This window comes from Bradyrhizobium sp. SZCCHNRI1029, from assembly GCF_032487555.1.
Taxonomy (GTDB): domain Bacteria; phylum Pseudomonadota; class Alphaproteobacteria; order Rhizobiales; family Xanthobacteraceae; genus Bradyrhizobium.
Genome location: NZ_JAUEUK010000005.1, coordinates 226,973 through 249,270, shown reverse-complemented (window position 1 = coordinate 249,270; position 22,298 = coordinate 226,973). Strand labels below are relative to the sequence as shown.

Below are 22,298 nucleotides of genomic sequence, written 5' to 3'. Positions count from 1 at the left end.
CTGTTGTTTCAATGAGTTATGCCAGGGGCGCGCGAGAATTGCTTTTCCTTTCGACGGCGCCGTTCAGAACGATCATCATCCCGTGAGCACCGATGACAGCATGGATCGATTGTTGCATTGGAAGTTTCGTGACAGCACAGGCCTTGTTCGATATCCGGTTGCATCCATGGACAGCGTCGCCCCCCATTCCCACCCTGATAGCCTTTCCGATTTCGACAGCGCCGGCATCGCGGCTGCGGTCGACGCGTTGGCCGCGCAGCATTCGGGACGCGAGGACATGTTCCGCGCCGCCGTGGTGCAATTCCTCAAGGCCGAGCTGGTCAAGGCGCGCGCGGCGGCCCAGGCGCAACTGTTGAAGGACCGCCACGGCCGGCGCTGCGCCGAGCAGCTCTGCTTCGTGCAGGACGAGATCATTCGCATCCTCTACGCCGCCGCCACCCAGCACCTCTATCGCTCGCAGGTGCCGAGCGGCGCCGAGCGCATGGCGGTGGTCGCCACCGGCGGCTATGGCCGCGGCCTGATGGCGCCGGAGTCCGACATCGATCTCCTGTTCATCCTGCCCTACAAGCAGACCGCCTGGGGCGAGCAGGTCGCCGAAGCCATTCTGTACTCGCTGTGGGACATGGGATTGAAGGTCGGCCACGCGACCCGCTCGGTCGACGAGTCGATCCGCCAGGCGCGCGGCGACATGACCATCCGCACCGCCATCCTGGAGACGCGCTATCTCGCGGGCGACCGGCCGCTCTATGACGAGCTGGTCGCGCGCTTCGACAGCGAGGTGGTGCAGGGCACCGCAGCCGAGTTCGTGGCCGCCAAGCTCGCCGAGCGCGAGGAGCGGCACCGCCGCGGCGGCCAGTCGCGCTATCTCGTCGAGCCCAACGTCAAGGACGGCAAGGGCGGCCTGCGCGACCTGCACACGCTGTTCTGGATCGCCAAATACGTCTACCGCGTGCGCGAGACCGCCGAATTGGTCGAGCGCGGCGTGTTCGACGCGCATGAATACCGCACCTTCCGGCGCTGCGCGGACTTCCTGTGGTCGGTGCGCTGCAACCTGCATTTCGTCAGCGGCCGTCCGGAAGAACGGCTGTCGTTCGACCTGCAGCGCGAGATCGCGGTGCGGCTTGGCTACACCAGCCATCCCGGCATGCAGGATGTCGAGCGCTTCATGAAGCACTACTTCCTGGTCGCCAAGGAGGTCGGCAATCTCACCGCCATCCTGTGCGCCAAGCTCGAGGACCAGCAGGCCAAGCCGGCGCCGGTGCTGAGCCGGATGATCTCGCGCCTGACCACCGGCGCCACCTGGCGGCGCGTGCCGGAGAGCGACGACTTCATCGTCGACAACAACCGCATCAACCTCGCCGCGCCCGACGTCTTCAAGCACGATCCGGTCAATCTGATCCGCATCTTCCGGCTGGCGCAGAAGCACAACCTCGCCTTCCATCCCGACGCGATGCGCGCGGTCACGCGCTCTTTGAACCTGATCAACACCGAGCTGCGCGACGATCCCGAGGCCAACCGGCTGTTCATGGAGATCCTGACCTCCAACGATGCCGAGGTCGTGCTGCGGCGGATGAACGAGACCGGCGTGCTCGGCCACTTCATTCGCGCCTTCGGCCGCATCGTCTCGATGATGCAGTTCAACATGTATCATCACTACACGGTCGACGAGCACCTGATCCGCTGCATCGGGTTCCTGCAGGAGATCGAGCGCGGCGGCATCGACGAGTTCACCCTGGCCTCCGACCTGATGCGCAAGATCCGGCCCGAGCACCGCGCTGTCATCTACATCACCGTGCTGCTGCACGACGTCGCCAAGGGGCGGCCCGAGGACCATTCCATCGCCGGCGCCAAGATCGCGCGCCGGCTGTGCCCGCGGCTCGGCTTCAACAATGCCGACACCGAATTGGTCGCCTGGCTGATCGAGGAGCATCTGACGATGTCGACGGTGGCGCAGTCGCGCGACCTGTCGGACCGCAAGACGATCGAGAATTTCGCCGCCGTGGTGCAGTCCGTCGAGCAGATGAAGCTGCTGACCATCCTGACCACCGCCGACATCCGCGGAGTCGGGCCCGGCGTCTGGAACGGCTGGAAGGCGCAGCTCCTGCGTACGCTGTATTACGAGACCGAGCCGGTGCTGACCGGCGGCTTCTCCGAGGTCAACCGCGCCAAACGCATCACCGCGGCGCAGGCCGAATTCCGCAACGCCTTCACCGACTGGCCCGAGGACGAGCTCAACACCTATATCGGCCGGCACTATCCGGCCTACTGGCTCAAGGTCGAGCTGCCGCGCAAGATCCGCCATGCCCGCTTCGTGCGATCGAGCGAGGATGCCGGCCACAAGCTCGCGATCAACGTCGGCTTCGATCCGGCGCGGGGCGTGACCGAGCTGACGATCTTCGCGATGGACCATCCGTGGCTGCTGTCGATCATCGCCGGCGCCTGCGCCTCCGCCGGGGCCAACATCGTCGACGCCCAGATCTACACCACGACCGACGGCCGCGCGCTCGACACCATCGCGATCTCCCGCGAATATGAGCGCGACGAGGACGAAGGCCGGCGCGCGACGCGGATCGGCGAGACCATCGAGCAGGTGCTGGAGGGCAAGCTGCGGCTGCCGGACGCCGTGGCGCGGCGGACCACGCGGGGCAAGCAGCACAAGGCATTCTCGGTCGAGCCGGAGGTCACCATCAACAATCAATGGTCGGAGCTCTACACCGTCATCGAGGTCTCCGGCCTCGATCGCCCCGGCCTGCTGTACGAGCTGACCACCGCGATTTCGAAGCTGAATCTCAACATCGCCTCGGCCCATGTCGCCACCTTCGGCGAACGCGCCCGCGACGTGTTCTACGTCACCGACCTGCTGGGCGCGCAGATCAACGCGCCGACCCGGCAGGCCGCGATCAAGAGCGCGCTGCTGCATCTGCTGGCGAACGACGACGCGGCCGCTCAACCGGCGGCATGAGCGACCATCGCGCGGCCCTGAGCCGCTCGGAGCTCGATTTGAACGAGGGGACCGGCACCAGCGCCGGCCCACGCAGGCTTGGGGGAGCCGAACCATGGCATTGATTGCAGACATCGTCGTCGGGCTGATCGGCCTGCTGCACGTCTATATTCTCGTACTCGAGATGTTTCTCTGGACCAAACCGGCCGGCTTGAGAGCGTTCAACAACACGCCGGAGCGCGCGGAGCAGACCAAGGTGCTCGGCGCCAATCAGGGCCTCTACAACGGCTTCCTCGCCGCCGGCCTGTTCTGGGGCCTGGCGCACCCGACGCCGGCCTTCGCGTTCCAGATCAAGATCTTCTTCCTGCTCTGCGTGCTCGTCGCCGGGCTCTATGGCGCCGCCACCGCCAGCCGCAAAATCCTGTTCATCCAGAGCGTGCCGGCCACGATCGGCCTTGTGCTGGTTTGGCTCGCGGGCTGAGCCGGGCTGTATCTCCATCCTCTGTGTCGTCCCGGACAAGCCGTGACGCGCACAAGCGCGTCGCGGCGCCGATCCGGCAACTGTTATGTTGATGGAGTGATCGCATAAGGTTTTCGGTCGCGCATCATGGCATTCAGGATGGTTAGAAGCTTCCTGGCGACGGCGATGAGGGCGAGCTTGGCGGGTTTACCGGCTTGGCGCAGACGGTTGTAAAAGATCTTGAAGCGATCGGCGCGGCGGACGGCGTTGAGGGCGGCCATGTAGAGGGCGTCGCGGACACGCTTCCGGCCGCCGCCGATCTTGCGCTTGCCACGATACGCCCCGCTATCGCGATTGAAGGGAGCCAGGCCCGCAAGAGCGGCTACCTCCTTTGGCCCGAGATGGCCGAGTTCCGGCATCTGGGTGATGAGTTGCATGCAGGCGACGGGTCCCACACCGGGCACGGAGCGCATCAGCTGTGCCTGCTCCGCAAGCACCGGCTCGGCTTTGATGAGCGCGTTGATCTCGGCCTCGATCTCGACGATCTCGTCATTGAGGACCTCGATCAGGCGGCTGATGCGTTCGGCCATGGCGCGGTCCTCGGCCTCGCTGCGGCGGTTCTTTTCCTGGGCGCGCATGGCAACCAGTTGATCCCGCCGTTTTGCAAGCTTGGCGAGGGCGCTTTGGGCAGGCGTCATGGCCTGCTCGGTGGCTGGCTGCATGGCGCGCCCAAAGGCTGCCAGCGTTCGCGCGTCGATCGGATCGGTCTTGGCGAGTTGGCCGCTAGCGCGGGCGAAATCGCGAGCTCGAGCCGGGTTGATCCGCGCAAAGCGGATGCCCGCCCGACGCAGGGCCTCGCGCAGTTCGAGGTCGTAGACGCCCGTGGCCTCAAAGACCACCAGAACATCGCATCGCCAACGCGCCACCAGCTGTGTGATGGCCTGTGGCCCGTTGGCGATGCGCTCCGGCGCCCCCACGGCTTCATCAAAAATATCGAGATAGGGTTTGCAAACGTCGATTCCGACGCAACGAAAAGGTACGATCACGGTGCCTGTCCCTGTGATGCGAGGTCTGTTGGCGCAGCCTCGTGCAACTGTTCAGGTTGATAAATGGAACGGGCGGGAGACCGAGCCGGCTCACGGCGTCTAGCGCCAAGGACCCAACGGCTTCCCGCCCACCATCATCATGGCAGACTTTCCAGACACAGGGACCCATAATCCCAGGCAGCGTTTTGGGGCAGGATCGCCACGCCGAGCCGTAGCCACACGACGGCCTGTGGCTATGGATCCCGGCTCTGCGCCCGACGTCGCTGCGCGACGCCGGGCTTGGCCGGGACGACACCGAACTTGTTGAGCCAGTTGGGCTCATCATAGCGACATCGACGGAACCGCCGCACCCGTGCTCCCCTCGCCTTGCGTCCGCCCAGCCCTTCCTCCACACTCCCTCCCAGCGATGGCGCCCCGGTCGGGCAGACCAGCCGCATAACAAATCAGGAGGAACGATAGACCCCATGCGACAGGGATATTTCCGTCTTGCAGGGGCGGCTGCTTTGGCCGTCACCCTCTCCGTCACGTCAGCCTCGGCCCAGAAGAAGTACGACCCCGGCGCCTCCGACACCGAGATCAAGATCGGCCAGACCGTGCCGTTCTCGGGTCCCGCCTCGGCCTATGCCTCGATCGGCAAGACCCAGGCCGCCTATTTCAACATGATCAACGAGCAGGGCGGCATCAACGGCCGCAAGATCAAGCTGATCCAGTATGACGACGCCTATTCGCCGCCCAAGGCCGTCGAGCAGGTCCGCAAGCTGGTCGAGGACGACGGAGTTCTGCTGACCTTCCAGATCATCGGCACGCCGTCCAACGCCGCGGTCCAGAAATACCTCAACGCCAAGAAGGTGCCGCAGTTGTTCGCCGCCACCGGCGCCACCAAGTTCACGGACCCCAAGAACTTCCCGTGGACCATGGGGTACAATCCCAACTACTTCACCGAGGGCCGCATCTACGGCCAGTATATTCTGAAGGAGCATCCCAACGCCAAGATCGGCGTGCTCTATCAGAATGACGATCTCGGCAAGGACTACCTGAACGGCATCAAGGCCGGCCTCGGCGACAAGGCGTCGACGATGATCGTGTCCGAAGCCTCCTACGAGGTTTCCGATCCGACCATCGACTCGCAGATCCTGAAGATCAAGTCGGCGGGAGCCGACCTGTTGTTCTCGGCCGCGACGCCGAAACAAGCCGCGCAGGCGATCAAGAAGCTCCATGAGCTCGATTGGCACCCCGTGCACATTGTCGACATCAACGCGACCTCGGTCGGCGCGGTCATGCAGCCTGCGGGCCTCGACGCTGCCAAGGGCGTCATCTCCGTCAACTACGGCAAGGATCCGCTCGACCCGCAGTGGAAGGACGATCCGGGCCTGAAGCGCTATTTCGATTTCATGGCCAAGTATTATCCCGAGGGTGACAAGAACTCGAACTTCAATACCTACGGCTATTCGACCGCGCAGCTCCTGGTCACCGTGCTGCAGATGTGCGGCGACAACCTGACGCACGAGAACGTCATGAAGCAGGCGGCGTCGCTGAAGGATGTAACCGGCGACTTCTCGCTACCGGGAATGAAGATCAACACCTCGCCGACCGACTATCGCGTCAACAAGCAACTGCAGATGATGAAGTTCAACGGCGAGCGCTGGGAGCTGTTCGGCCCGATCCTGGAGGACAAGGGCGCGGCGGGCTAGCTGCACTCGACGTCGTTCCAGGGCGTCGCGACAGCGACGAACCAACCTCGAGATTCCGGGTTCGATGCTGCGCTTCGCCCCGGAATGACGCGGTCAACATCGATGGTACGGGGCTGCGCGATGGCGCGGCCCCGTTCTGCATTGCGGCACGGGTTGCGCCCGTTCGCCGCTGCGTGCGCTCGCCGACGGTCATTCGACCGCATCGCGGGTGACGACGGCTGTTGCGGCAGGATCCGCCGTCGCGTCGAGGGAGTATCAGTCGTTGATGACGTCACCCAGGTCGCGTTGCTTGACGACGCGGTCGATCAAGCCCCACTGCAAGGCTTCGTCCGCGGTCATGAAGTGATCGCGATCCAGGGTGCGCTCGACGTCCTCATAGCTGCGCCCGCAATGCTCGGCGTAGAGCCTGATCATGCGGTGCTTGGTCTGCTCCATCTCCCTCGCGTGAATCAGGATGTCGGACGCCTGGCCCTGAAAGCCGCCGAGCGGCTGATGGACGTGAAGGCTTGCATTGGGCAGCGCCGTCCGCTCGCCCGGCTCTCCCGCCATCAGAAGAAACGAGCCCATCGAACGCGCCGTTCCCATGCAGAGCGTGTGCACCGGTGCTTTGACGAATTGCATCGTGTCATACATCGCCAGGCCGCTGGTGATCACGCCGCCGGGTGAATTGATGTAGAGATGGATCGGCCGCTTTGGGTTCTCCGCCTCGAGGAAAAGCAGTTGCGCGCAGACCAGGGCGGAGACCGTATCGTTGACCTCGCCGTTGAGGAAGACGATCCGCTCGCGCAGCAGCCGCGAATAGATGTCGAAGGATCGCTCTCCCCGGCTCGACTGCTCGATGACCATAGGGACGAGTTGCATCGTGTCGCGCATGCGCGAGCTCCCGGTTTCAGTGAGGTGTCGGTGACTTGGAGAATCAGGCCGCGCGCATCAGGCTGCGCCTGTTGCTGTTCGCCGCCGACGGCGTCCGCCGCATCAGCGTCGTGGCGACCAACCCGTGAGTGATTCTGAGCCGGGTGCCGCCCTCGGCATTGGGCATGACCTGAAACGTCACGATGCTCTCCAGGAACGGCGGTTCGTGGTCGCGCATCCGGTAGCGGACTTCTTCGCCGGGCGTCGCGGAGATTGGCGCAGCATCGGCGAGGTCGCCGCGCGGCAGCCAGTTCTCGCGCAGCGCAGGAATGCTGATGGCACGCCAGACCTTCTCCGGCGGCGCGTCCAGTTCGTAGTCGAGCACCAGATCGTCGCTCTGCAGGTCAGCCTTGATATCGGTCATTGGTCCATGTCCTTCAGCACGGCCTTCAACGCATCGACCCGCGACGGCCAGTAGGCACGGTACTTCGCCAGCCAGCGCGCGATCTGCGCCAAGCCCTCCGGATCGACCTCATAGTTGACGAAGCGACCCTGCCGTTCTTCCCTCACCAATCCCGCGCTTCGGAGAACCGCGAGGTGCTGGGACATCGCCGGCTGGCTGATCGTCAGACCCTCGCGAAGCGCGCTGGCATTCATGCTGCCGTTCGCCAGCTTCTCGAAGATCGCGTATCGCGTCGGATCAGCCAGGGCCCTGAAGATGTCACTCTCGATCATACCGACACATAAGCATAAACTTATGTGTCGTGCAAGCGGCAACGGAGGCTGAGAACGCGGATGTCTTCGAGCAGAGCGACGCGCCCGGGCGCTTCTGGATCAGCATTCGCTCTCACCCAGCCCACTGCCGCGCTCCCTCCCCCCTTGTGGGGGAGGAGGGTTCGGGAGGGAGTAGCCACGGAGACGGTCGCCCGGACGCCCCCTCTCCCTAGCCCTCCCCCACACAGGGGGAGGGAACGTACCTTTTGCTTGGCGACTGGGAACTACCAATCTTGCGGGTGTAGTCAGACTTACACCGCCGGCACCTCGCCAAAGTTCTTGCCCACCGGCAGCACGGCGTGGCGGATCAGGCGCGAGTCTTCGACCGCCGCCTGGCGATGCTTCACCGCCTCGCGATAGACGGGATCGCGGATCATCTCGACGAAGGCTTGCACGCTCGGATATTCGGCGATGAAACAGTGGTCCCAACGTTCGTCCTGCGGACCGATCAGCATCAGCTCGAAGCGGCCCTGCCAGACGATGCGGCCGCCGAGGCGCTCGAACACCGGGCCGCTCTCGCGGCCATAGGCGGCATAGGCTTCCGCGCCGCTGACCTTGCGTCCATCGGGATAGGCTGCCTCCCTGCGCAGCCTCACCAGGTTCAGCATGTGGATCGGCCCCGGGCGGTCGTTCTCCCGAAACTGCGCGAACACCTCCTTGGTGGGATCGATATGGCCCATGAACTCCCTCGCCTGTTGTTGTTTACCTTGGCTTAACCATAACGCGGCGTTAGCGGCGCGAAACTCCTAATCGCGCGTTAAGGTCTTTCTAACTGCCCCTTAAACTCCGGACGTTACCGTGGTCGGACGGCGGGGTCGCGGGCTCGGGTTGCGTATGGCGCGGGGACGGAAACAGGGCGGCGGACGCAAGGAGCCGCGATTCGGTCTTGCGGCCGCGATGGCCGATCTGCGCCTCGACCCCAAGGATCGCATTCCCTCCGACGACACGCCCAAGAAGTCAGTTGCAAAGACTGCAAAGAAAAGGCCGGTCGAGCCCGACGACGAGGACGATGTGCCGGCGCGCGAGCCGAAGGCCTCGACACCGAAACCAAAGCCGAGACGCGGCAAGTCGCGCTGGGGAATGTCGATCGGGCGCATGTTCTACTGGGCGCTGGTCTGCGGCCTGTGGGGCGTGATCGCGCTGGTCGGCGTCGTGATCTGGGCCGGCGCGCATCTGCCGCCGATCCAATCGCTGGAGATCCCCAAGCGGCCGCCGACGATCGAGATCGTGGGCTATGACGGCACCATGCTGGCGCAGCGCGGCGAGATGGCCGGCGCCAACGTCGCGCTGAAGGATCTGCCGCCCTATCTGCCGAAGGCGTTCATCGCCATCGAGGACCGCCGCTTCTACCAGCATTTCGGCATCGACCCGATCGGCATCGCCCGCGCCGTCGTCGCCAACATCCTGCATCGCGGCGTGTCGCAGGGCGGCTCGACCCTGACGCAGCAGCTCGCCAAGAACCTGTTCCTGACCCAGGAGCGCACGCTGGCGCGCAAGCTGCAGGAGGCGGAGCTGGCGCTGTGGCTGGAGCGCAAATATTCCAAGCGCGAGATCCTCGAGCTGTATCTCAACCGGGTCTATTTCGGCTCCGGCGCCTATGGCGTCGAGGCGGCGGCGCAGCGCTATTTCGGCAAGTCGGCGCGGCAGGTGACGGTGGGCGAAGCGGCGATGCTCGCCGGCCTCGTCAAATCGCCGTCGCGGCTGGCGCCGAACCGCAACCCGGAGGGCGCGGCCAAGCGCGCCCAGACCGTGCTGGCGGCGATGGCGGAGGCCAAGTTCATCACCGAGGCCCAGGCGCAGGCCCAGATCGCGCATCCATCCGTCGCGGTGAAGCCGGCCGGCGCCGGTACCATCAACTACGTCGCCGACTGGATCGGCGAGGTGCTCGACGACCTCGTCGGCCAGGTCGAGGAATCGATCGTGGTGGAGACCACGATCGATCCGAAGCTGCAGAGCGTGGCGGAAGCGGCCATCATCGACGAGCTCGCGGCGAAGAGCGTCAAGTTCAACGTCAGCCAGGGCGCGCTGGTGGCGATGACCCCCGACGGCGCCGTGCGCGCCATGGTCGGCGGTCGCAACTATGCCGACAGCCAGTTCAACCGCGCCGTAACCGCCAAACGCCAGCCCGGCTCGGCGTTCAAGCCGTTCGTCTATCTCACCGCGATCGAGCAGGGCCTGACGCCGGACACGGTCCGCCAGGACGCGCCGCTCGATCTGAAGGGCTGGAAGCCGGAGAACTACACCCGCGAATATTTCGGCCCGGTGACGCTGACCCAGGCGCTGGCGATGTCGCTCAACACGGTCGCGGTGCGCGTCGGCCTCGAGGTCGGACCGAAGAACGTGGTGCGGACCGCACACCGGCTCGGCATCGCCTCCAAGCTCGATCCCAACCCGTCGATCGCGCTCGGCACCTCCGAGGTGTCGATGATCGAGCTGGTCGGCGCCTACGCGCCGTTCTCCAATGGCGGCCTCACCGTCTCGCCGCATGTGGTGACGCGGATCAGGACGCTCGACGGCAAGCTGCTCTACATGCGCCAGACCGAGCAGCCGGTGCAGGTGATCGAGCCGCGCAACGCGGCGATGATGAATCAGATGATGCAGGAGACGCTGATCTCCGGCACCGCGAAGAAGGCGGAGATCCCGGGCTGGATCGCTGCCGGCAAGACCGGCACCAGCCAGGATTTCCGCGACGCCTGGTTCATCGGCTACACCGCGCATCTCGTCACCGGCGTCTGGCTCGGCAACGACGACAACTCGCCGACCAAGAAGGCGACCGGCGGCGGCCTGCCCGTCGAGGTCTGGACCCGCTTCATGCGATCAGCGCATCAGGGCGTGCCGGTCGCGGCGCTGCCGAACGCGCAGGGCTCGGGCCTGGTCCCGACCCTGGCGCAGATCGCCTCACAGATCACGGCGCCATCCGCGCCGGCACCGAGCGCACGCTCGGCGCCGCCGAGCCGCGGCAACGCGCGACCGGAAGCCGCCGCGGGTCTCGACGGCTGGCTGGTGGATCGATTGTTCGGTGGAAAGCGCTGAGCCGGCGAAGATGAGGTGAGAGGCGCATCCGCGAGGGGATGCACCCTTCTCAGCTGGCGGCTGCGGCGATGGGACGCGCTGCCGGCTCGGCGGTTGCCGCGCCGGACGCTCGGGCCAGTTTGCGCCCGATCTGCCGCAGCATCAGGCTCGCCCGCAGCGCGCTGTAGTCCAGCAGCCAGCGGCTGAAGGCGCTGGCGGCCATCGGCCGCGCGAACAGGAAGCCCTGCATTGCATCGCAACCGAGCTCGGCCAGCAGCTTGCGCTGCGGCTCGGTCTCGACACCTTCGGCGACCACAGCCACGTCGAGGCTCTGGCCGACGCGCACGACCGCGGTCACGATCGCCCGCGTGCCGCTGTCGTTCTCGAAATCGCGCATGAAGCTGCGATCGATCTTCAGCTCGTCGATCGGCAGCTGGGCCAGTCGGCTCAGGCTCGAATAGCCGGTGCCGAAATCGTCCAGCGACAGGCCGACGCCCATGTTGCGCAGCTCGTTCATGGTCGCGATCACGGTGGCGCGCTCGTTGAGGATGACGCCCTCGGTGATCTCCAGCATCAGCATCTTCGCCGGCAGGTCGTTGGCGGCCAGGATCTGCGCCACCATCGCCGCCAGGTTGACGTTCTGGAAGTTGATCGGCGACAGGTTCACCGAGATGCAGGGGATGTCGAGACCGGCGCGGCGCCACGACGCCATCTGCTGGCAGGCCAGCTTGATCGACCACACGCCGATCTGCTCGATCAGGCCGCATTCCTCGGCGAGCGGAATGAACTTGGCGGGCGAGACGTCGCCGAGCACCGGATCGTGCCAGCGCGCCAGCGCTTCCACGCCGTGGATCGCGCCGTCGCGGGTGCGGATCTGCGGCTGATAGTGCAATGTCAGGGCCTCGCTGGCGATCGCCTCGCGCAGCGCGGTCGAATGCATCAGCCGTTCTTCGGCGAGCTTGTCGATGTCGGCGCTGAAGAAGCGGTAGGTCGCCCGGCCGCCGCGCTTGGCCTTGTACATCGCCGCGTCGGCCTGCTTGATCAGGGTCTCGATGTCCTTGGCATTATCAGGATAGAGGCTGAGTCCCATGCTCGCCGACATCGGCACCTGGCGCTTGCCGATCGTCAGCGGCATCGCCAGCGCGGCGGTGATGCGCGCCGCCGCGAGCGAGGCTTCCAGGGCATCGCGGTTCTGCAGCACGATCACGAACTCGTCGCCGCCGAGCCGGCCCAGCATGTCGCCGGGGCGGATCTGCGCTCGCAGGCGGTTGGCGAAGCCGACCAGGAACTCGTCGCCGGCGGCATGGCCCAGCGTGTCGTTGACGTCCTTGAAATTGTCGGCGTCGAGGAAGGCCACGGCGACGTGTCCGCCGTCCGGACACGCCTTGATGGCTTCGGCGATCAGCGACGGGATGCGGGCCCGGTTGGGCAGGCCCGTCAGCATGTCGTGATAGGCGACCTGTGAGATCGTCGAGCGGACCTCCTGGCGCTCGATGGCGAGCGCGCCGAGCTGGACGCAGGCGGCGACGATCTGCTCGTGCCAGGGACTGGGGCCGCGGCATTCACGGAAGTAGAAGGCAAAGGTGCCGATGACGCGGCCATCCTTACCCTTGATGGGCGACGACCAGCAGGCACGCAGGCCGGCGGCGAGCGGGCCGGCCTTGTAGGGTTGCCAACGCGGATCATTATCGATGTCGTGCGACAGCACCGGCTCGCAGAGATAGGCGGCGGTGCCGCAGGAGCCGACGTCCGGCCCGATCGCGACGCCGTCGAGGCTGGCCGAATAAGCGGGCGGCAGGCTGGGGCCGCCGAGCGGATGTACGTGCCCATCGGAATCGACGTGCAGGATCGAGCAGACGACGTCCGGAGCGAGCTCTTCGACCCGGCGGCACAGCTGATCGGCGATGGTCGTGATCGAAACGTCGGACGCCAGCGACGCCATGATCAGCTGCTGCAGCGAGCGCAGCTGCTTGGTCTCCCGGATGTCCGTGAGCAGCCCGAACAGATATCTGACCTTGCCCCGCTTGGTCCGGTGCGCCTTGACATAGGCGGTTGTCCAGATCTCGCGGCCGTCCTTGTCGTAGACCAGCACGTCCTCTTCGATGCCACGGTCGTCCTCGAGGCATTGTCTCAGCCGGTCGACGATGGCGGGATCGGTGCAGGGGCCGATCAGCAGCTCCTCGGCGCGGCGCCCGACCGCCTGTTCAGGCGTGTAGCCGAACAGGCTGGCAAAGGCGGCGTTGGTGTAGAGGATGTTGAGATCGCGGTCGGTGACGATGACGGCCCGGTTGGTCCGGTCGGCGACCGACGTCAGCAGCGCATTGCGCTCGCGCATGTCGACTTCGGTGGTCACGTCACGAATAAACAGCAGCGAACGGACCGGCTCATCCTCCCGGCCCGGCGGGAGCGCGCACAGCGACAGGCGGAGGCGGGTCCACCCGCCGTCGGCATGGCGCATCGTCATTTCGCGGGCGTCGGACTGGTCCGCCTCCTGCTGCGCGTCGGTCGTCTCGTCGCACGCGATCGCCGGGATCAGATCCGCGGGCAGACCCAGACTTTCGAGGTCGGCGCCGACCAGAGCGGCCGGCTCACGCCGCAGCAGCACCGACGCCGCCCGATTGGCGTGCTGGACGTGGCCCTGCGCGTCGAGAAAGAGAATCGCCTCGGAAACACCGTCGAGCGCGGCCGAGAGCAATTGTGTGGATGCGGCCGGTTGGAACTCGCTTGCAAGCATCGTTTGATTCGAGGCGCGCTGCACGTTTCGAGAGAAACGATCTGCGCTTTGGTTGCAGCGAACGACCCGGCAGCTCGCTGGGACGTCACCTTGGGTTTGATTGCGGTAAATCTGGCGAGCGCAGCGTTACAGCCACGTTAAAGCGCCGCCGAATTGGGCAATATCCTCCGACTGCAGGCGAGAAGGCTTAAGAATTCGATAGTCCGCAGGCGGGTTCTGAGTTCATCGTTGCAGATTGGAACCCTACGAAGAAATGGCCCGGACCAGACGGCCGGGCCATTGGGATTCACATCGTCGAGCGGTCCGTCGTCGATACCTCAATCGTCGATGCCGTAGCGATGCAGGTCGTTGCCGCAGGTGTCGAGCCACTTCTTGGCGCGCTCGACCGAGGCGCAGATCCGGCCACACACCTTCCAGAACCGCGGCGAGTGGTTCATCTCGATCAGATGCGCGACCTCGTGCGCGGCGAGATAATCGAGCACGAAGGGCGGCGCCAGGATCAGGCGCCACGAGAACGACAGCGAGCCGGCCGAGGTGCACGAGCCCCAGCGGCTGGACTGGTCGCGGATCGACAGCCGCTTGACCTTGACGCCAAGCTGCTCGGCATAGGCGTCGGCCGCCTTCTGCAGGTCGCGGCGCGCCTCGCGCTTCAGGAAGTCGAGCACGCGGCGTTCAGTGTGTTCGATCCCGCCGGCCACGCACAGGATCTTCTCGCCACTGTCTCGCGTCTCGGTCCACACCGTGCCGCGTTCGCCCGCGCGATGCACGATCTTGTGCGGCACGCCGCGAAGCGGCACCAACGTGCCCGGCAGGAACGGCGCCGCCTTCGGCAGACGTCCTAGACGGGCTGCGATCCAGGCGCCGTGACGCTGCGCGAAGTCTTTCGCCTCGATGATGGTGCCGCGCGGCGGCATCGTGAGGATCGCCTCGCGATCCGACGGATGAATTCTCAGGGTATAACGTCGCGCACGACGGTGACGCCGCAATCTAATCGAGTAGATTTGCGAGCCATGCTTGACGAGAAGACGCGAGGGTTCGGCGGGCCGCCGATAGAGTAGCGCGCGAGTGGCCATTTCTGTCAGTCCGGGGGGTAAGAGCTCGCCCGGATTTTGCCATATCCACCGCCACGGAAAGCGCTCGGCGCAAAAACAAATCATTTGCCCAACATACAGGGGTTCAGGAGGTTCCGCACCCTAGCAGTTGGGCCTCGCGCGCCCCCGAAAACATGAATTCAGATTCAAAAGCATCGCTCAAGAAGCGACGCCACATTCACTGCTTGAGTCACTCCTGAGTTTCGGTTTCGACCGTCCCTTCAAAGGGTTACCGCGCAGCCGGATTCGGAGGCGCGGTGACCATCGTCTTCGCTCATTCAGCCGCAATGGCGAGCAGTGACTTCGGATCGGCTGCCGACAACATGAAATCGTTGATGCGCGGCACGATCTCCGACTTGAATCGCGAGCCGTTGAACACGCCGTAGTGACCGACACCCGGTTGCACGTAGTGAACCCGGCGGTGATCCGGGATCGACGAGCAGAGTCCGTGCGTCGCCTCGGTCTGACCGAGACCGGAGATATCGTCCTTCTCGCCTTCGACCGTCATCAACGCCACACGCGTAACCTTCGACGGATCGACCAGGGTGCCGCGATGGGTCATCTCGCCCTTCGGCAGCGCGTGCTTGATGAACACCGTCTCCACCGTCTGCAAATAATATTCCGCAGCCAGGTCCATGACGGCGAGATACTCGTCGTAGAAGTCGCGATGCTTGTCGACCTGATCGCCATCGCCCTTCACCAGGTTGGCGAACAGCGCCTTGTGGGCGTCGACATGGCGGTCGAGATTCATGCTGATGAAGCCGTTCAGCTGCAGGAAGCCCGGATAGACGTCGCGCATCACGCCCGGATGCGGGAACGGCACCTTGGTGATGACGTGGTTGCGGAACCAGTCGATGCCGCGCTCCTGGGCGAGATTGTTCACGCCGGTGGGGTTGCGCCTGGTGTCGATGGGGCCGCCCATCAAGGTCATCGAGATCGGCGCAAACGGGTCACGCTCGGCCTCCATGACCGAGACCGCCGCCAGCACCGGCACCGCCGGCTGGCACACCGCCATGACGTGCATGTTGGTGCCGAGAAAGCGCAGCATCTCGATGACATAGTCGATGTAGTCGTCGAGATCGAAGCGGCCTTCGGCCAGCGGGACCATCCGCGCATCGGACCAATCGGTGATGTAGACCTCGTGGGTCGGCAGGAACGCTTCCACCGTGCCGCGCAACAGGGTGGCGTAATGGCCGGACATCGGCGCCACGATCAGCAGCCGGGGCTGCGGCGCGCGCAAGGGGCGGGTCAGCTTGCGGTCGAAATAGAGCAGCCTGCAGAACGGCTTTTCCCAGATCGAGCGGACCTCGACCGGGGTCCGGATGCCGTTGACCTCGGTCTCGTCGAGTCCCCATTCGGGCTTGCCGTAGCGGCGTGTGGTGCGCTCGAACAGTTCGCAGGCCGCCGCGACCGATTTGCCCATCTGGGTGTGGGCCCAGGGATTGAGCGGATTCTGAAACAGGATCTTGGTGGCGTCGGTGACGGCGCGCGCCGGATTGAGCGAGGCATGCGCCATTTCGTACATCCAGTACATCGGCGTCGTCAGGACCGGACTGCCTTCCGACGCCAGGGGCGGTGCACCGCCAAACTCACCTATCGGCATTCTCGTTCAACCTCTCTGCAGCGCAGCATACTGCCGAATGCGTAATTATGCGTCAATGCGGTGGTGTACGAGAAGGTGCCTCAAAGCGACGAAAAAGCCCGGAAATCCACGGGAAAAGCGCAATTATTCCCCTGACGCCAGCAGCGAGCCGGCGCGGCGTGCGCTGCGCAAGAGAGCAGTGAATGCCGCAAACGACGCCAGCAGCAGGGCGGCATTGAGCCCGAGCGCGGTCAGCATCAGGTCGGACCGGAAGACGTGATCCGCCAGCAGCGCGCGCATGCCCTCGAACACGTAGGTTGGCGGCAGGGACCAGGCAACCAGTTGCAGCCAGTGCGGCAGCACCTGAACGGGATAGTACACGCAGGCCAGCGGCATCAGCGCGAACATCAGTGTCCAGACGATGCTTTCGGCGCCGAGCCCGTTGCGCAGCACCAGCCCCGACACGAAGATGCCGACCGCCCAGGAGGTGAAGATCAGGTTGCAGAAGAAGGCGATCAGCGGCAGGCCGATGCTGTAGAAGTTGAAGTCGAAGAAGCAGACCGCGATCAGGGTCATCGGAATGATGCCAATGGCCAGCCGGATCAGGCTCATCGTCATCAGCGCCAGCAGGAATTCGATCGGGGTCAGCGGACTCATCATCAGGTTGCCGATGTTGCGCGCCCACATCTCCTCCAGGAAGGAGATCGAGAAGCCGAGCTGTCCGCGGAACAGGATGTCCCACAGGATCACCGCGCCGATCAGGGTGCCGCCGGCGCGGGCGAAGAAGCCGGCATTGGCGGCGATGTAGGTCTGCAGAAACCCCCAGGTGATGATCTGCAAGGTCGGCCAGTACATCAGCTCCAGCAGCCGCGGCCAGGACGACAGCAGTAGATACCAGTAGCGCAGGATCATCGCGCCGATCCGGTGCGGGGCGATGCGGAGCGAAAGATCGTTCATTGCGCCGCCTCCCGGTTGCGGCCGCGGGCGACGTCGAGAAAGACCTCCTCGAGCGTCGAGCGGTTGTAGCGTGCCATGATCTGCGCCGGGCTGTCGTCGTCCTCGATGCGGCCGCGCTTCATGATGATGACGCGGTCGCATAGACGCTCGACCTCGAGCATGTTGTGGGAGGCGAGCAGGATGGTGGCGCCGCGGCGCTGTCGGTATCGCTCAAGATGGCCGCGCACCCAGTCGGCGGTGTCGGGATCGAGCGAGGCCGTCGGCTCATCCAGCAGCAGCAGCTCGGGATCGTTGATCAGCGCCTTCGCCAGCGCCACGCGGGTCTTCTGCCCGGCCGAGAGCTTGCCATTGGCGCGATCGATGAAGTCGCTCAGGTCGAGCTGCGCCGCGAGCTCGGCGATCCGCTCCTTGAGGTGGTCCACCGCATAGAGTCGGCCGAAGATGGTGAGGTTCTGCCGCACCGTGAGCCGCATCGGCATGTCGACATAGGGGCTCTCGAAATTCATCCGCCCCAGCACGGCCGCAGCCTCGTCCGGCATCTTGTGGCCGAGCACGGCGACCTCGCCCGAGGTCGGCTGCACCAGCCCCATGATCATCGCAATCGTCGTGGTCTTGCCGGCACCGTTGCCGCCGAGCAGCCCGGTGATGCTGCCCCGGCGGATCGCAAACGAGACGCCGTCGACAGCGGTCGTCGTCTTGTAGACCTTGGTCAGCCGCGACACGGCAATCGCGGGGGAAACCGAGCTGGAATCGGATGAGAGGGTCGGCACTGCGTCATCTTGCGTCATGGGAGGGGTTCATTGAGGCATTGTGCCGCAAACCGCAACAGGCCACCAACGGCGGGCCAGATTTGTCGCCGTGCTTGCGCGGCATTAGGTTCCCGTCATGACCGACGACGCCCTGATCATCGACACGCCCGACACCGACTATCGCCATCCGCGACAGCGCGTCCGGCTCGACACCATCCTGCGGCTGCGCTGGCTGGCCGCGCTCGGTCAATTGAGCGCGATCTTCATCGTGGTGCAGGGCCTGGAGTTCGACCTGCCAGTGGTGCCCTGTCTCGCGGTGATCAGCATCTCGGCGCTGCTCAATCTCGGCCTGCAGATCGCCTTCAACCCGATGCAGTTGCTGGAGCCGGCCCACGCCGGCGGCCTGCTCGCGCTCAACATCATCGAGCTGACGGTGCTGCTCTATCTCACCGGCGGGCTGGAGAATCCCTTCTCCTACATGTTCCTCGCCCCGGTGCTGATCTCGGCGACCGCCCTCCCCGTCCGCCTGACGATCATGCTCGGCCTGCTCGCCGTCACCTGCGCCACCGCCTTGTTCTTCATGCATCTGCCGCTGCCGTGGGAAGGCGAGGAGCCGCTGATCTTCCCGCCGATCTATCTGTTCGGTGTCTGGCTCTCGATCGCGCTCGCGATCGGGGTCACCAGCCTCTATGCGTTCCAGGTGACCGAGGAGGCGCGCAAGCTGTCGGACGCGTTGGCGGCGACCGAGCTGGTGCTGGCGCGCGAGCAGCACCTCACCCAGCTCGACGGCCTCGCGGCGGCCGCCGCGCACGAGCTGGGCACCCCGCTCGCGACCATCGTGCTGATCTCGCGCGAGTTGGAGCGCGCCCTGCAGGACAACAGCCAGGTCACCTCCGACATCAAGACCCTGCGCGAGCAGGCGCAGCGCTGCCGCGACATTCTCGGCAAGATCACCCAGCTGTCCTCGATCGGGTCGATGTACGACCGGATGAAGCTGTCGACCTTGATCGAGGAGACGGTCGCACCGCATCGCGACTTTGGCGTCGACATCAAGGTGCGCGTCGCGGTCACCGCGGCCAAGGAGCCGGTCGGCTCGCGCAACCCCGCAATCCTCTATGGCGTCGGCAACATCCTGGAGAACGCCGTCGATTTCGCGCGCAACGCCGTCGAGGTGAACGCCTGGTGGAACAACGAGACGGTCGAGATCGTGGTGTCCGACGACGGCCCCGGCTTTGCGCCTGATATCCTGAAGCGGATCGGCGAGCCCTATCTGTCACGCCGGCCCAGCGTCGAGGACGGCCCGGGAGGTAACCAGGGCGGCGGCCTCGGGCTCGGCGTGTTCATCGCCCGCACCCTGCTGGAGCGGACCGGAGCCAAGGTCTCGTTCAGCAACCGCACCTTCCCCGACCATGGCGCCGTGGTCCAGATCGTCTGGCCGCGGCGGCGCTTCGAGGCCAGCGAGGACGATGATGGCGAGGCGGAGCCGGAATGAAACCTCCGGGGCAGCCGCCGCTGGCGCGGTCCTGGCATACAGCAAACCGGCCCCGCGCGGCGTCACGCCGCAGACTGCGGCAACCCGCGATCTTGGCAGCGGCGACTCGGCAGACCATATGAGGATGGACCAGATCGTCTCGCAACCATCGAGCCTTCTTCTCAAGGATATGACCGTGGGCGCCATCGCCGAACTGACGAACCATCCGGACCGCTCTCTCCTCATCGTGGAGGACGACAAGCCGTTCCTGGAGCGCCTGTCGCGCGCCATGGAGACCCGCGGTTTCACGGTGACCTCCTGCGAGAGCGTCGCCGAAGGTATTTCACAGATCGGCAAGGCGGCGCCGGCCTTCGCCGTGGTCGACCTCCGGCTGGGCGACGGCAACGGCCTCGACGTGGTGTCGGCGCTGAAGCGCAAGCGTCCCGAAGCGCGCGCCATCGTGCTGACCGGCTACGGCAACATCGCCACCGCCGTGACGGCGGTGAAGATGGGCGCCGTCGACTATCTCGCCAAACCGGCCGATGCCGACGACGTCGTTGCAGCGCTGCTGTCGACCACCAGCGAAAAATCCGAGCTGCCGCAGAATCCGATGTCGGCCGACCGTGTCCGCTGGGAGCACATCCAGCGCATCTATGAGATGTGCAACCGCAACGTCTCGGAAACGGCGCGCCGGCTCAACATGCACCGCCGCACCCTGCAGCGTATCCTCGCCAAGCGCGCACCGAAATAGGCGGATTTTTTTGCTCGCCGCGGGTCAATGCGACTTCACGAACGCCTGCAACGCATGGAAGACGGTGCGCCGCGGGTTGCGGCTGCACCAATTGCGCATCCAGCTGTCGACCTCGGTCAAATCGAGCTTGATCTGCCGGCCCTCATCGCCGCGATCCGCGTTGATGGCGGACACGTAGCCCATCATCCACTGCTGATATTTTGAGATGGCGTTGACGTAGGGGCCGTCGCCACTGGTGATGGCCTTGTAGGTGCCGGGTGGCTGCTCCTCGGCGGCGGCGATGAAGCGCTCGCAGGAATCGGCGCCCACGCCCAGGACGTAGAACGCCATTTCCTCCGCGCGGACTCCGGTCGCGAAGAGCAGTGTCAACGCCAAGACCACCCGTCGCATCTGTCGTCCCTGTCCGCACCCCTGGGCTGGATACCGCTCGAGCCTTAAAAATGTTCCGGCATGTTGCGCCCCATGCGGGGCAATTGTCGGGCAGAGCCGGGGAAATTGCCAGGAGGCCGGGACGAGCGGATGTTGTCGCGCGCTGGCAACGGTCCTGAATCGGGCGCGGGCGGATTCACAGGTGGATCTGGAAGGCGCCACGATGCGCCGGCCCGATGTCAGCTCTCCCCCGTCAGCCGGGAGAAATCGGCCAGGACGGCAGCGATCAGCTCCCGATGCCTGGTATCCTGTTCCGCAAGGCTCGCGGCGTAGATGTTCAGGAGATAGCGCGCCTTCGCGGCGGCTTCCGGCCATGACTCGGCCGCGTTGGCGAGCAGGTGCTGCTCGAGAACAGCCTGCCGCTCGCGCAGCTCCCGCGCATGACTTTCGGCCTCTGCCAACGCGCGACGGAGGTCCACGGCCTTCTGCGCGCTCATCCCGCGGTGCCTGTCGAGATCGAGCGGCTCGTCAGTCATCCGACGCACTCGCGTCGACACGCTGCGCGTCTGCAAGATCGACCGAGCTGATGGACAGCATCTCGACGGCAGCGGAGCGCGAACCGGCGACCGGGACCATCATCATTGTCGCAACCCGGCGGTAGGCAGCAAAGGACAATCCCTCGATCAGTTCCTCGTCCGTGACCACCTCGTAGGTGCCCTCGGGCAAGAGACGCTCGATGCTCCTGATCCGGAACGGGTGTTTGAATGTGACGAATTCGCGCCGCGAGCGGATGCTCATCTGCGCCTACCTTTCGCAACGGCTGTCGCTGTCGCGACTTCGAAGTCTTTCGAAGCATGCGCCTTGCGGCCGGCAATAGCCACCGCTTTCTCATCAGCACGACGTGATGAGCGGCGTGGCGTCATCGAACCGTGTCGCTGCGCTTTGGTGCTCGCTATTGCAGGGGCCAGGGTGTATCAATGGCGATCACCGCCATTCCGACGGCATTCACCGGTGACTGAGGGTCACGAGCGCTCCCGCCGCAAACCACGCGAGGGGTAGCCAATGCCGCAGTTTCGTCTGAGCGAGTGGATCGTTCCACCCATTATCGTGCCGCTTCTGCTGATCCTTCTCGCGCTCGCAGTTGCCGCACTGCATTCGTAGATCCGACCACCGCGGCGCCCGCATCGGCAACCGGTGGACGACGGCCGCCCGGCCGACCGGCAGTGACGCTGCGCACGCAGGATCGACGGGGCGCTCGTCCGATGCGTTGAACCAGCTCCAACCCGAGTCGAGGAGACCGACATGGCCAAAGGTCAGCAAAAAGGCAATCGCGAAGCCAAGAAACCCAAGAAGGAAAAGCCCAAGAGCATTGCCGCAGCGCCGAGCCAGAAGGCCGGAGCATGGCAGCCGGATTTTTCCAGCGACAAGAAGAAGCGCTAGGGGATTTCCGGTCCTCATCAGTCTGGATGGTCTCCCGCACGCAAGGCCGTGCGCAATCAAGGCCGCGCGCAAGCAGCGACGACGCGGCCGACCGGTAGACAGCCCAAAGGACAGAACATGGCGCGCGAAACGATCTATGTCGTTCAGGCGTTCAGCGCCGGCCGGGGCGGACGCGCGAAAGCCGAGACGCCGATCGCCTGCAAGACGGAAGCGAGCGCGCTCCGGACTGCGGAACGGCTGGTGTCCAGCAAGGCAGGCGTCGTCGCGTTCTCATCCTCGGGCGATCCCGACATGGGCGACTATGACGATGAGCCGACGATCTTCTTCCGCCACGGCGAATTGCCGTCGGCCTTCGATTGAGATGCGCGCAACCCCTTT

21 protein-coding genes are annotated in these 22,298 nt (G+C 65.2%); 8 read left to right on the top strand and 13 right to left on the bottom strand.

All coding sequences use genetic code 11. From position 1 onward, the window contains the following. Nucleotides 1-166 precede the first annotated feature (166 nt). Nucleotides 167-2,962 (top strand): [protein-PII] uridylyltransferase, encoded by a 2,796-nt coding sequence (locus QW861_RS16210; protein ID WP_315768051.1) that lies wholly within the window; start codon nucleotides 167-169, stop codon nucleotides 2,960-2,962. Between the two features lie 94 nt (nucleotides 2,963-3,056). Continuing rightward, a complete protein-coding gene (locus QW861_RS16205; RefSeq protein WP_315715150.1) occupies nucleotides 3,057-3,422 on the top strand; it encodes a DUF1304 domain-containing protein in 366 nt (121 codons plus the stop codon). 83 nt (nucleotides 3,423-3,505) lie between these two features. Here the strand turns inward: QW861_RS16205 and QW861_RS16200 are convergent, their stop codons facing one another. Further along, the gene (locus QW861_RS16200; protein WP_316192330.1) at nucleotides 3,506-4,447 is read right to left on the bottom strand and encodes a transposase; all 942 of its coding nucleotides are present in this window, start codon (nucleotides 4,445-4,447) and stop codon (nucleotides 3,506-3,508) included. A gap of 464 nt (nucleotides 4,448-4,911) precedes the next feature. Here QW861_RS16200 and QW861_RS16195 point away from each other — a divergent pair, with 464 nt between their 5' ends. Continuing rightward, nucleotides 4,912-6,138, top strand: coding sequence for an ABC transporter substrate-binding protein (locus QW861_RS16195; RefSeq protein WP_315715149.1), 1,227 nt, complete (start codon nucleotides 4,912-4,914; stop codon nucleotides 6,136-6,138). Nucleotides 6,139-6,393: 255 nt separating this feature from the next. Here QW861_RS16195 and QW861_RS16190 read toward each other — a convergent pair whose 3' ends face one another. From QW861_RS16190 to QW861_RS16175, 4 genes are all read right to left on the bottom strand, one after another. Next, nucleotides 6,394-7,011: an ATP-dependent Clp protease proteolytic subunit gene (locus QW861_RS16190; RefSeq protein WP_315715148.1), complete on the bottom strand. Its 618-nt coding sequence runs from the start codon at nucleotides 7,009-7,011 to the stop codon at nucleotides 6,394-6,396. Between the two features lie 43 nt (nucleotides 7,012-7,054). Then, nucleotides 7,055-7,414, bottom strand: a complete 360-nt coding sequence (locus QW861_RS16185; protein WP_315751902.1) for an SRPBCC domain-containing protein — start codon at nucleotides 7,412-7,414, stop codon at nucleotides 7,055-7,057. Further along, nucleotides 7,411-7,725 carry a metalloregulator ArsR/SmtB family transcription factor gene (locus tag QW861_RS16180; RefSeq protein ID WP_315715146.1) on the bottom strand — a complete coding sequence of 105 codons (315 nt, stop codon included), beginning with the start codon at nucleotides 7,723-7,725 and terminating at the stop codon, nucleotides 7,411-7,413. Before QW861_RS16180 ends, QW861_RS16185 begins: the two co-directional genes overlap by 4 nt. 290 nt (nucleotides 7,726-8,015) lie before the next feature. Further along, nucleotides 8,016-8,444 (bottom strand): DUF1330 domain-containing protein, encoded by a 429-nt coding sequence (locus QW861_RS16175; protein ID WP_315715145.1) that lies wholly within the window; start codon nucleotides 8,442-8,444, stop codon nucleotides 8,016-8,018. Between the two features lie 154 nt (nucleotides 8,445-8,598). Between QW861_RS16175 and QW861_RS16170 the strand changes: the two genes are divergently transcribed. Then, nucleotides 8,599-10,797: a penicillin-binding protein 1A gene (locus QW861_RS16170; RefSeq protein WP_315751901.1), complete on the top strand. Its 2,199-nt coding sequence runs from the start codon at nucleotides 8,599-8,601 to the stop codon at nucleotides 10,795-10,797. Nucleotides 10,798-10,846: 49 nt separating this feature from the next. Here QW861_RS16170 and QW861_RS16165 read toward each other — a convergent pair whose 3' ends face one another. The 5 genes from QW861_RS16165 to QW861_RS16145 all read right to left on the bottom strand — a co-directional run bounded on the left by QW861_RS16165 (nucleotide 10,847) and on the right by QW861_RS16145 (nucleotide 17,928). Further along, the gene (locus QW861_RS16165; RefSeq protein ID WP_315751900.1) at nucleotides 10,847-13,510 is read right to left on the bottom strand and encodes an EAL domain-containing protein; all 2,664 of its coding nucleotides are present in this window, start codon (nucleotides 13,508-13,510) and stop codon (nucleotides 10,847-10,849) included. Between the two features lie 317 nt (nucleotides 13,511-13,827). Continuing rightward, the gene (locus QW861_RS16160; RefSeq protein ID WP_315715142.1) at nucleotides 13,828-14,667 is read right to left on the bottom strand and encodes a SprT family zinc-dependent metalloprotease; all 840 of its coding nucleotides are present in this window, start codon (nucleotides 14,665-14,667) and stop codon (nucleotides 13,828-13,830) included. Between the two features lie 208 nt (nucleotides 14,668-14,875). Next, a complete protein-coding gene (locus tag QW861_RS16155) occupies nucleotides 14,876-16,204 on the bottom strand; it encodes a polyhydroxyalkanoate depolymerase (RefSeq protein ID WP_315715141.1) in 1,329 nt (442 codons plus the stop codon). 123 nt (nucleotides 16,205-16,327) lie between these two features. Beyond that, nucleotides 16,328-17,140, bottom strand: coding sequence for an ABC transporter permease (locus tag QW861_RS16150; RefSeq protein ID WP_315751899.1), 813 nt, complete (start codon nucleotides 17,138-17,140; stop codon nucleotides 16,328-16,330). Continuing rightward, a complete protein-coding gene (locus tag QW861_RS16145) occupies nucleotides 17,137-17,928 on the bottom strand; it encodes an ABC transporter ATP-binding protein (protein ID WP_315751898.1) in 792 nt (263 codons plus the stop codon). The genes QW861_RS16150 and QW861_RS16145 overlap by 4 nt, the downstream gene beginning before the upstream one ends. 97 nt (nucleotides 17,929-18,025) lie before the next feature. Between QW861_RS16145 and QW861_RS16140 the strand changes: the two genes are divergently transcribed. Further along, on the top strand, nucleotides 18,026-19,381 hold the full coding sequence (locus QW861_RS16140) for an ActS/PrrB/RegB family redox-sensitive histidine kinase (RefSeq protein WP_315751897.1): 1,356 nt from the start codon (nucleotides 18,026-18,028) through the stop codon (nucleotides 19,379-19,381). Between the two features lie 175 nt (nucleotides 19,382-19,556). Further along, on the top strand, nucleotides 19,557-20,111 hold the full coding sequence (locus QW861_RS16135) for an ActR/PrrA/RegA family redox response regulator transcription factor (protein ID WP_315715137.1): 555 nt from the start codon (nucleotides 19,557-19,559) through the stop codon (nucleotides 20,109-20,111). Nucleotides 20,112-20,135: 24 nt separating this feature from the next. Here QW861_RS16135 and QW861_RS16130 read toward each other — a convergent pair whose 3' ends face one another. The 3 genes from QW861_RS16130 to QW861_RS16120 all read right to left on the bottom strand — a co-directional run bounded on the left by QW861_RS16130 (nucleotide 20,136) and on the right by QW861_RS16120 (nucleotide 21,278). Next, the gene (locus QW861_RS16130) at nucleotides 20,136-20,501 is read right to left on the bottom strand and encodes a hypothetical protein (RefSeq protein WP_315715136.1); all 366 of its coding nucleotides are present in this window, start codon (nucleotides 20,499-20,501) and stop codon (nucleotides 20,136-20,138) included. Between the two features lie 218 nt (nucleotides 20,502-20,719). Further along, a complete protein-coding gene (locus tag QW861_RS16125; protein ID WP_315751896.1) occupies nucleotides 20,720-21,016 on the bottom strand; it encodes a hypothetical protein in 297 nt (98 codons plus the stop codon). After that, nucleotides 21,009-21,278 (bottom strand): hypothetical protein, encoded by a 270-nt coding sequence (locus QW861_RS16120; protein ID WP_172115156.1) that lies wholly within the window; start codon nucleotides 21,276-21,278, stop codon nucleotides 21,009-21,011. The genes QW861_RS16125 and QW861_RS16120 overlap by 8 nt, the downstream gene beginning before the upstream one ends. A 504-nt stretch (nucleotides 21,279-21,782) precedes the next feature. Here QW861_RS16120 and QW861_RS16115 point away from each other — a divergent pair. Beyond that, the gene (locus QW861_RS16115) at nucleotides 21,783-21,920 is read left to right on the top strand and encodes a hypothetical protein (protein WP_172115158.1); all 138 of its coding nucleotides are present in this window, start codon (nucleotides 21,783-21,785) and stop codon (nucleotides 21,918-21,920) included. A gap of 117 nt (nucleotides 21,921-22,037) precedes the next feature. Continuing rightward, nucleotides 22,038-22,280 (top strand): hypothetical protein, encoded by a 243-nt coding sequence (locus tag QW861_RS16110; protein ID WP_315751895.1) that lies wholly within the window; start codon nucleotides 22,038-22,040, stop codon nucleotides 22,278-22,280. Nucleotides 22,281-22,298 lie beyond the last annotated feature (18 nt).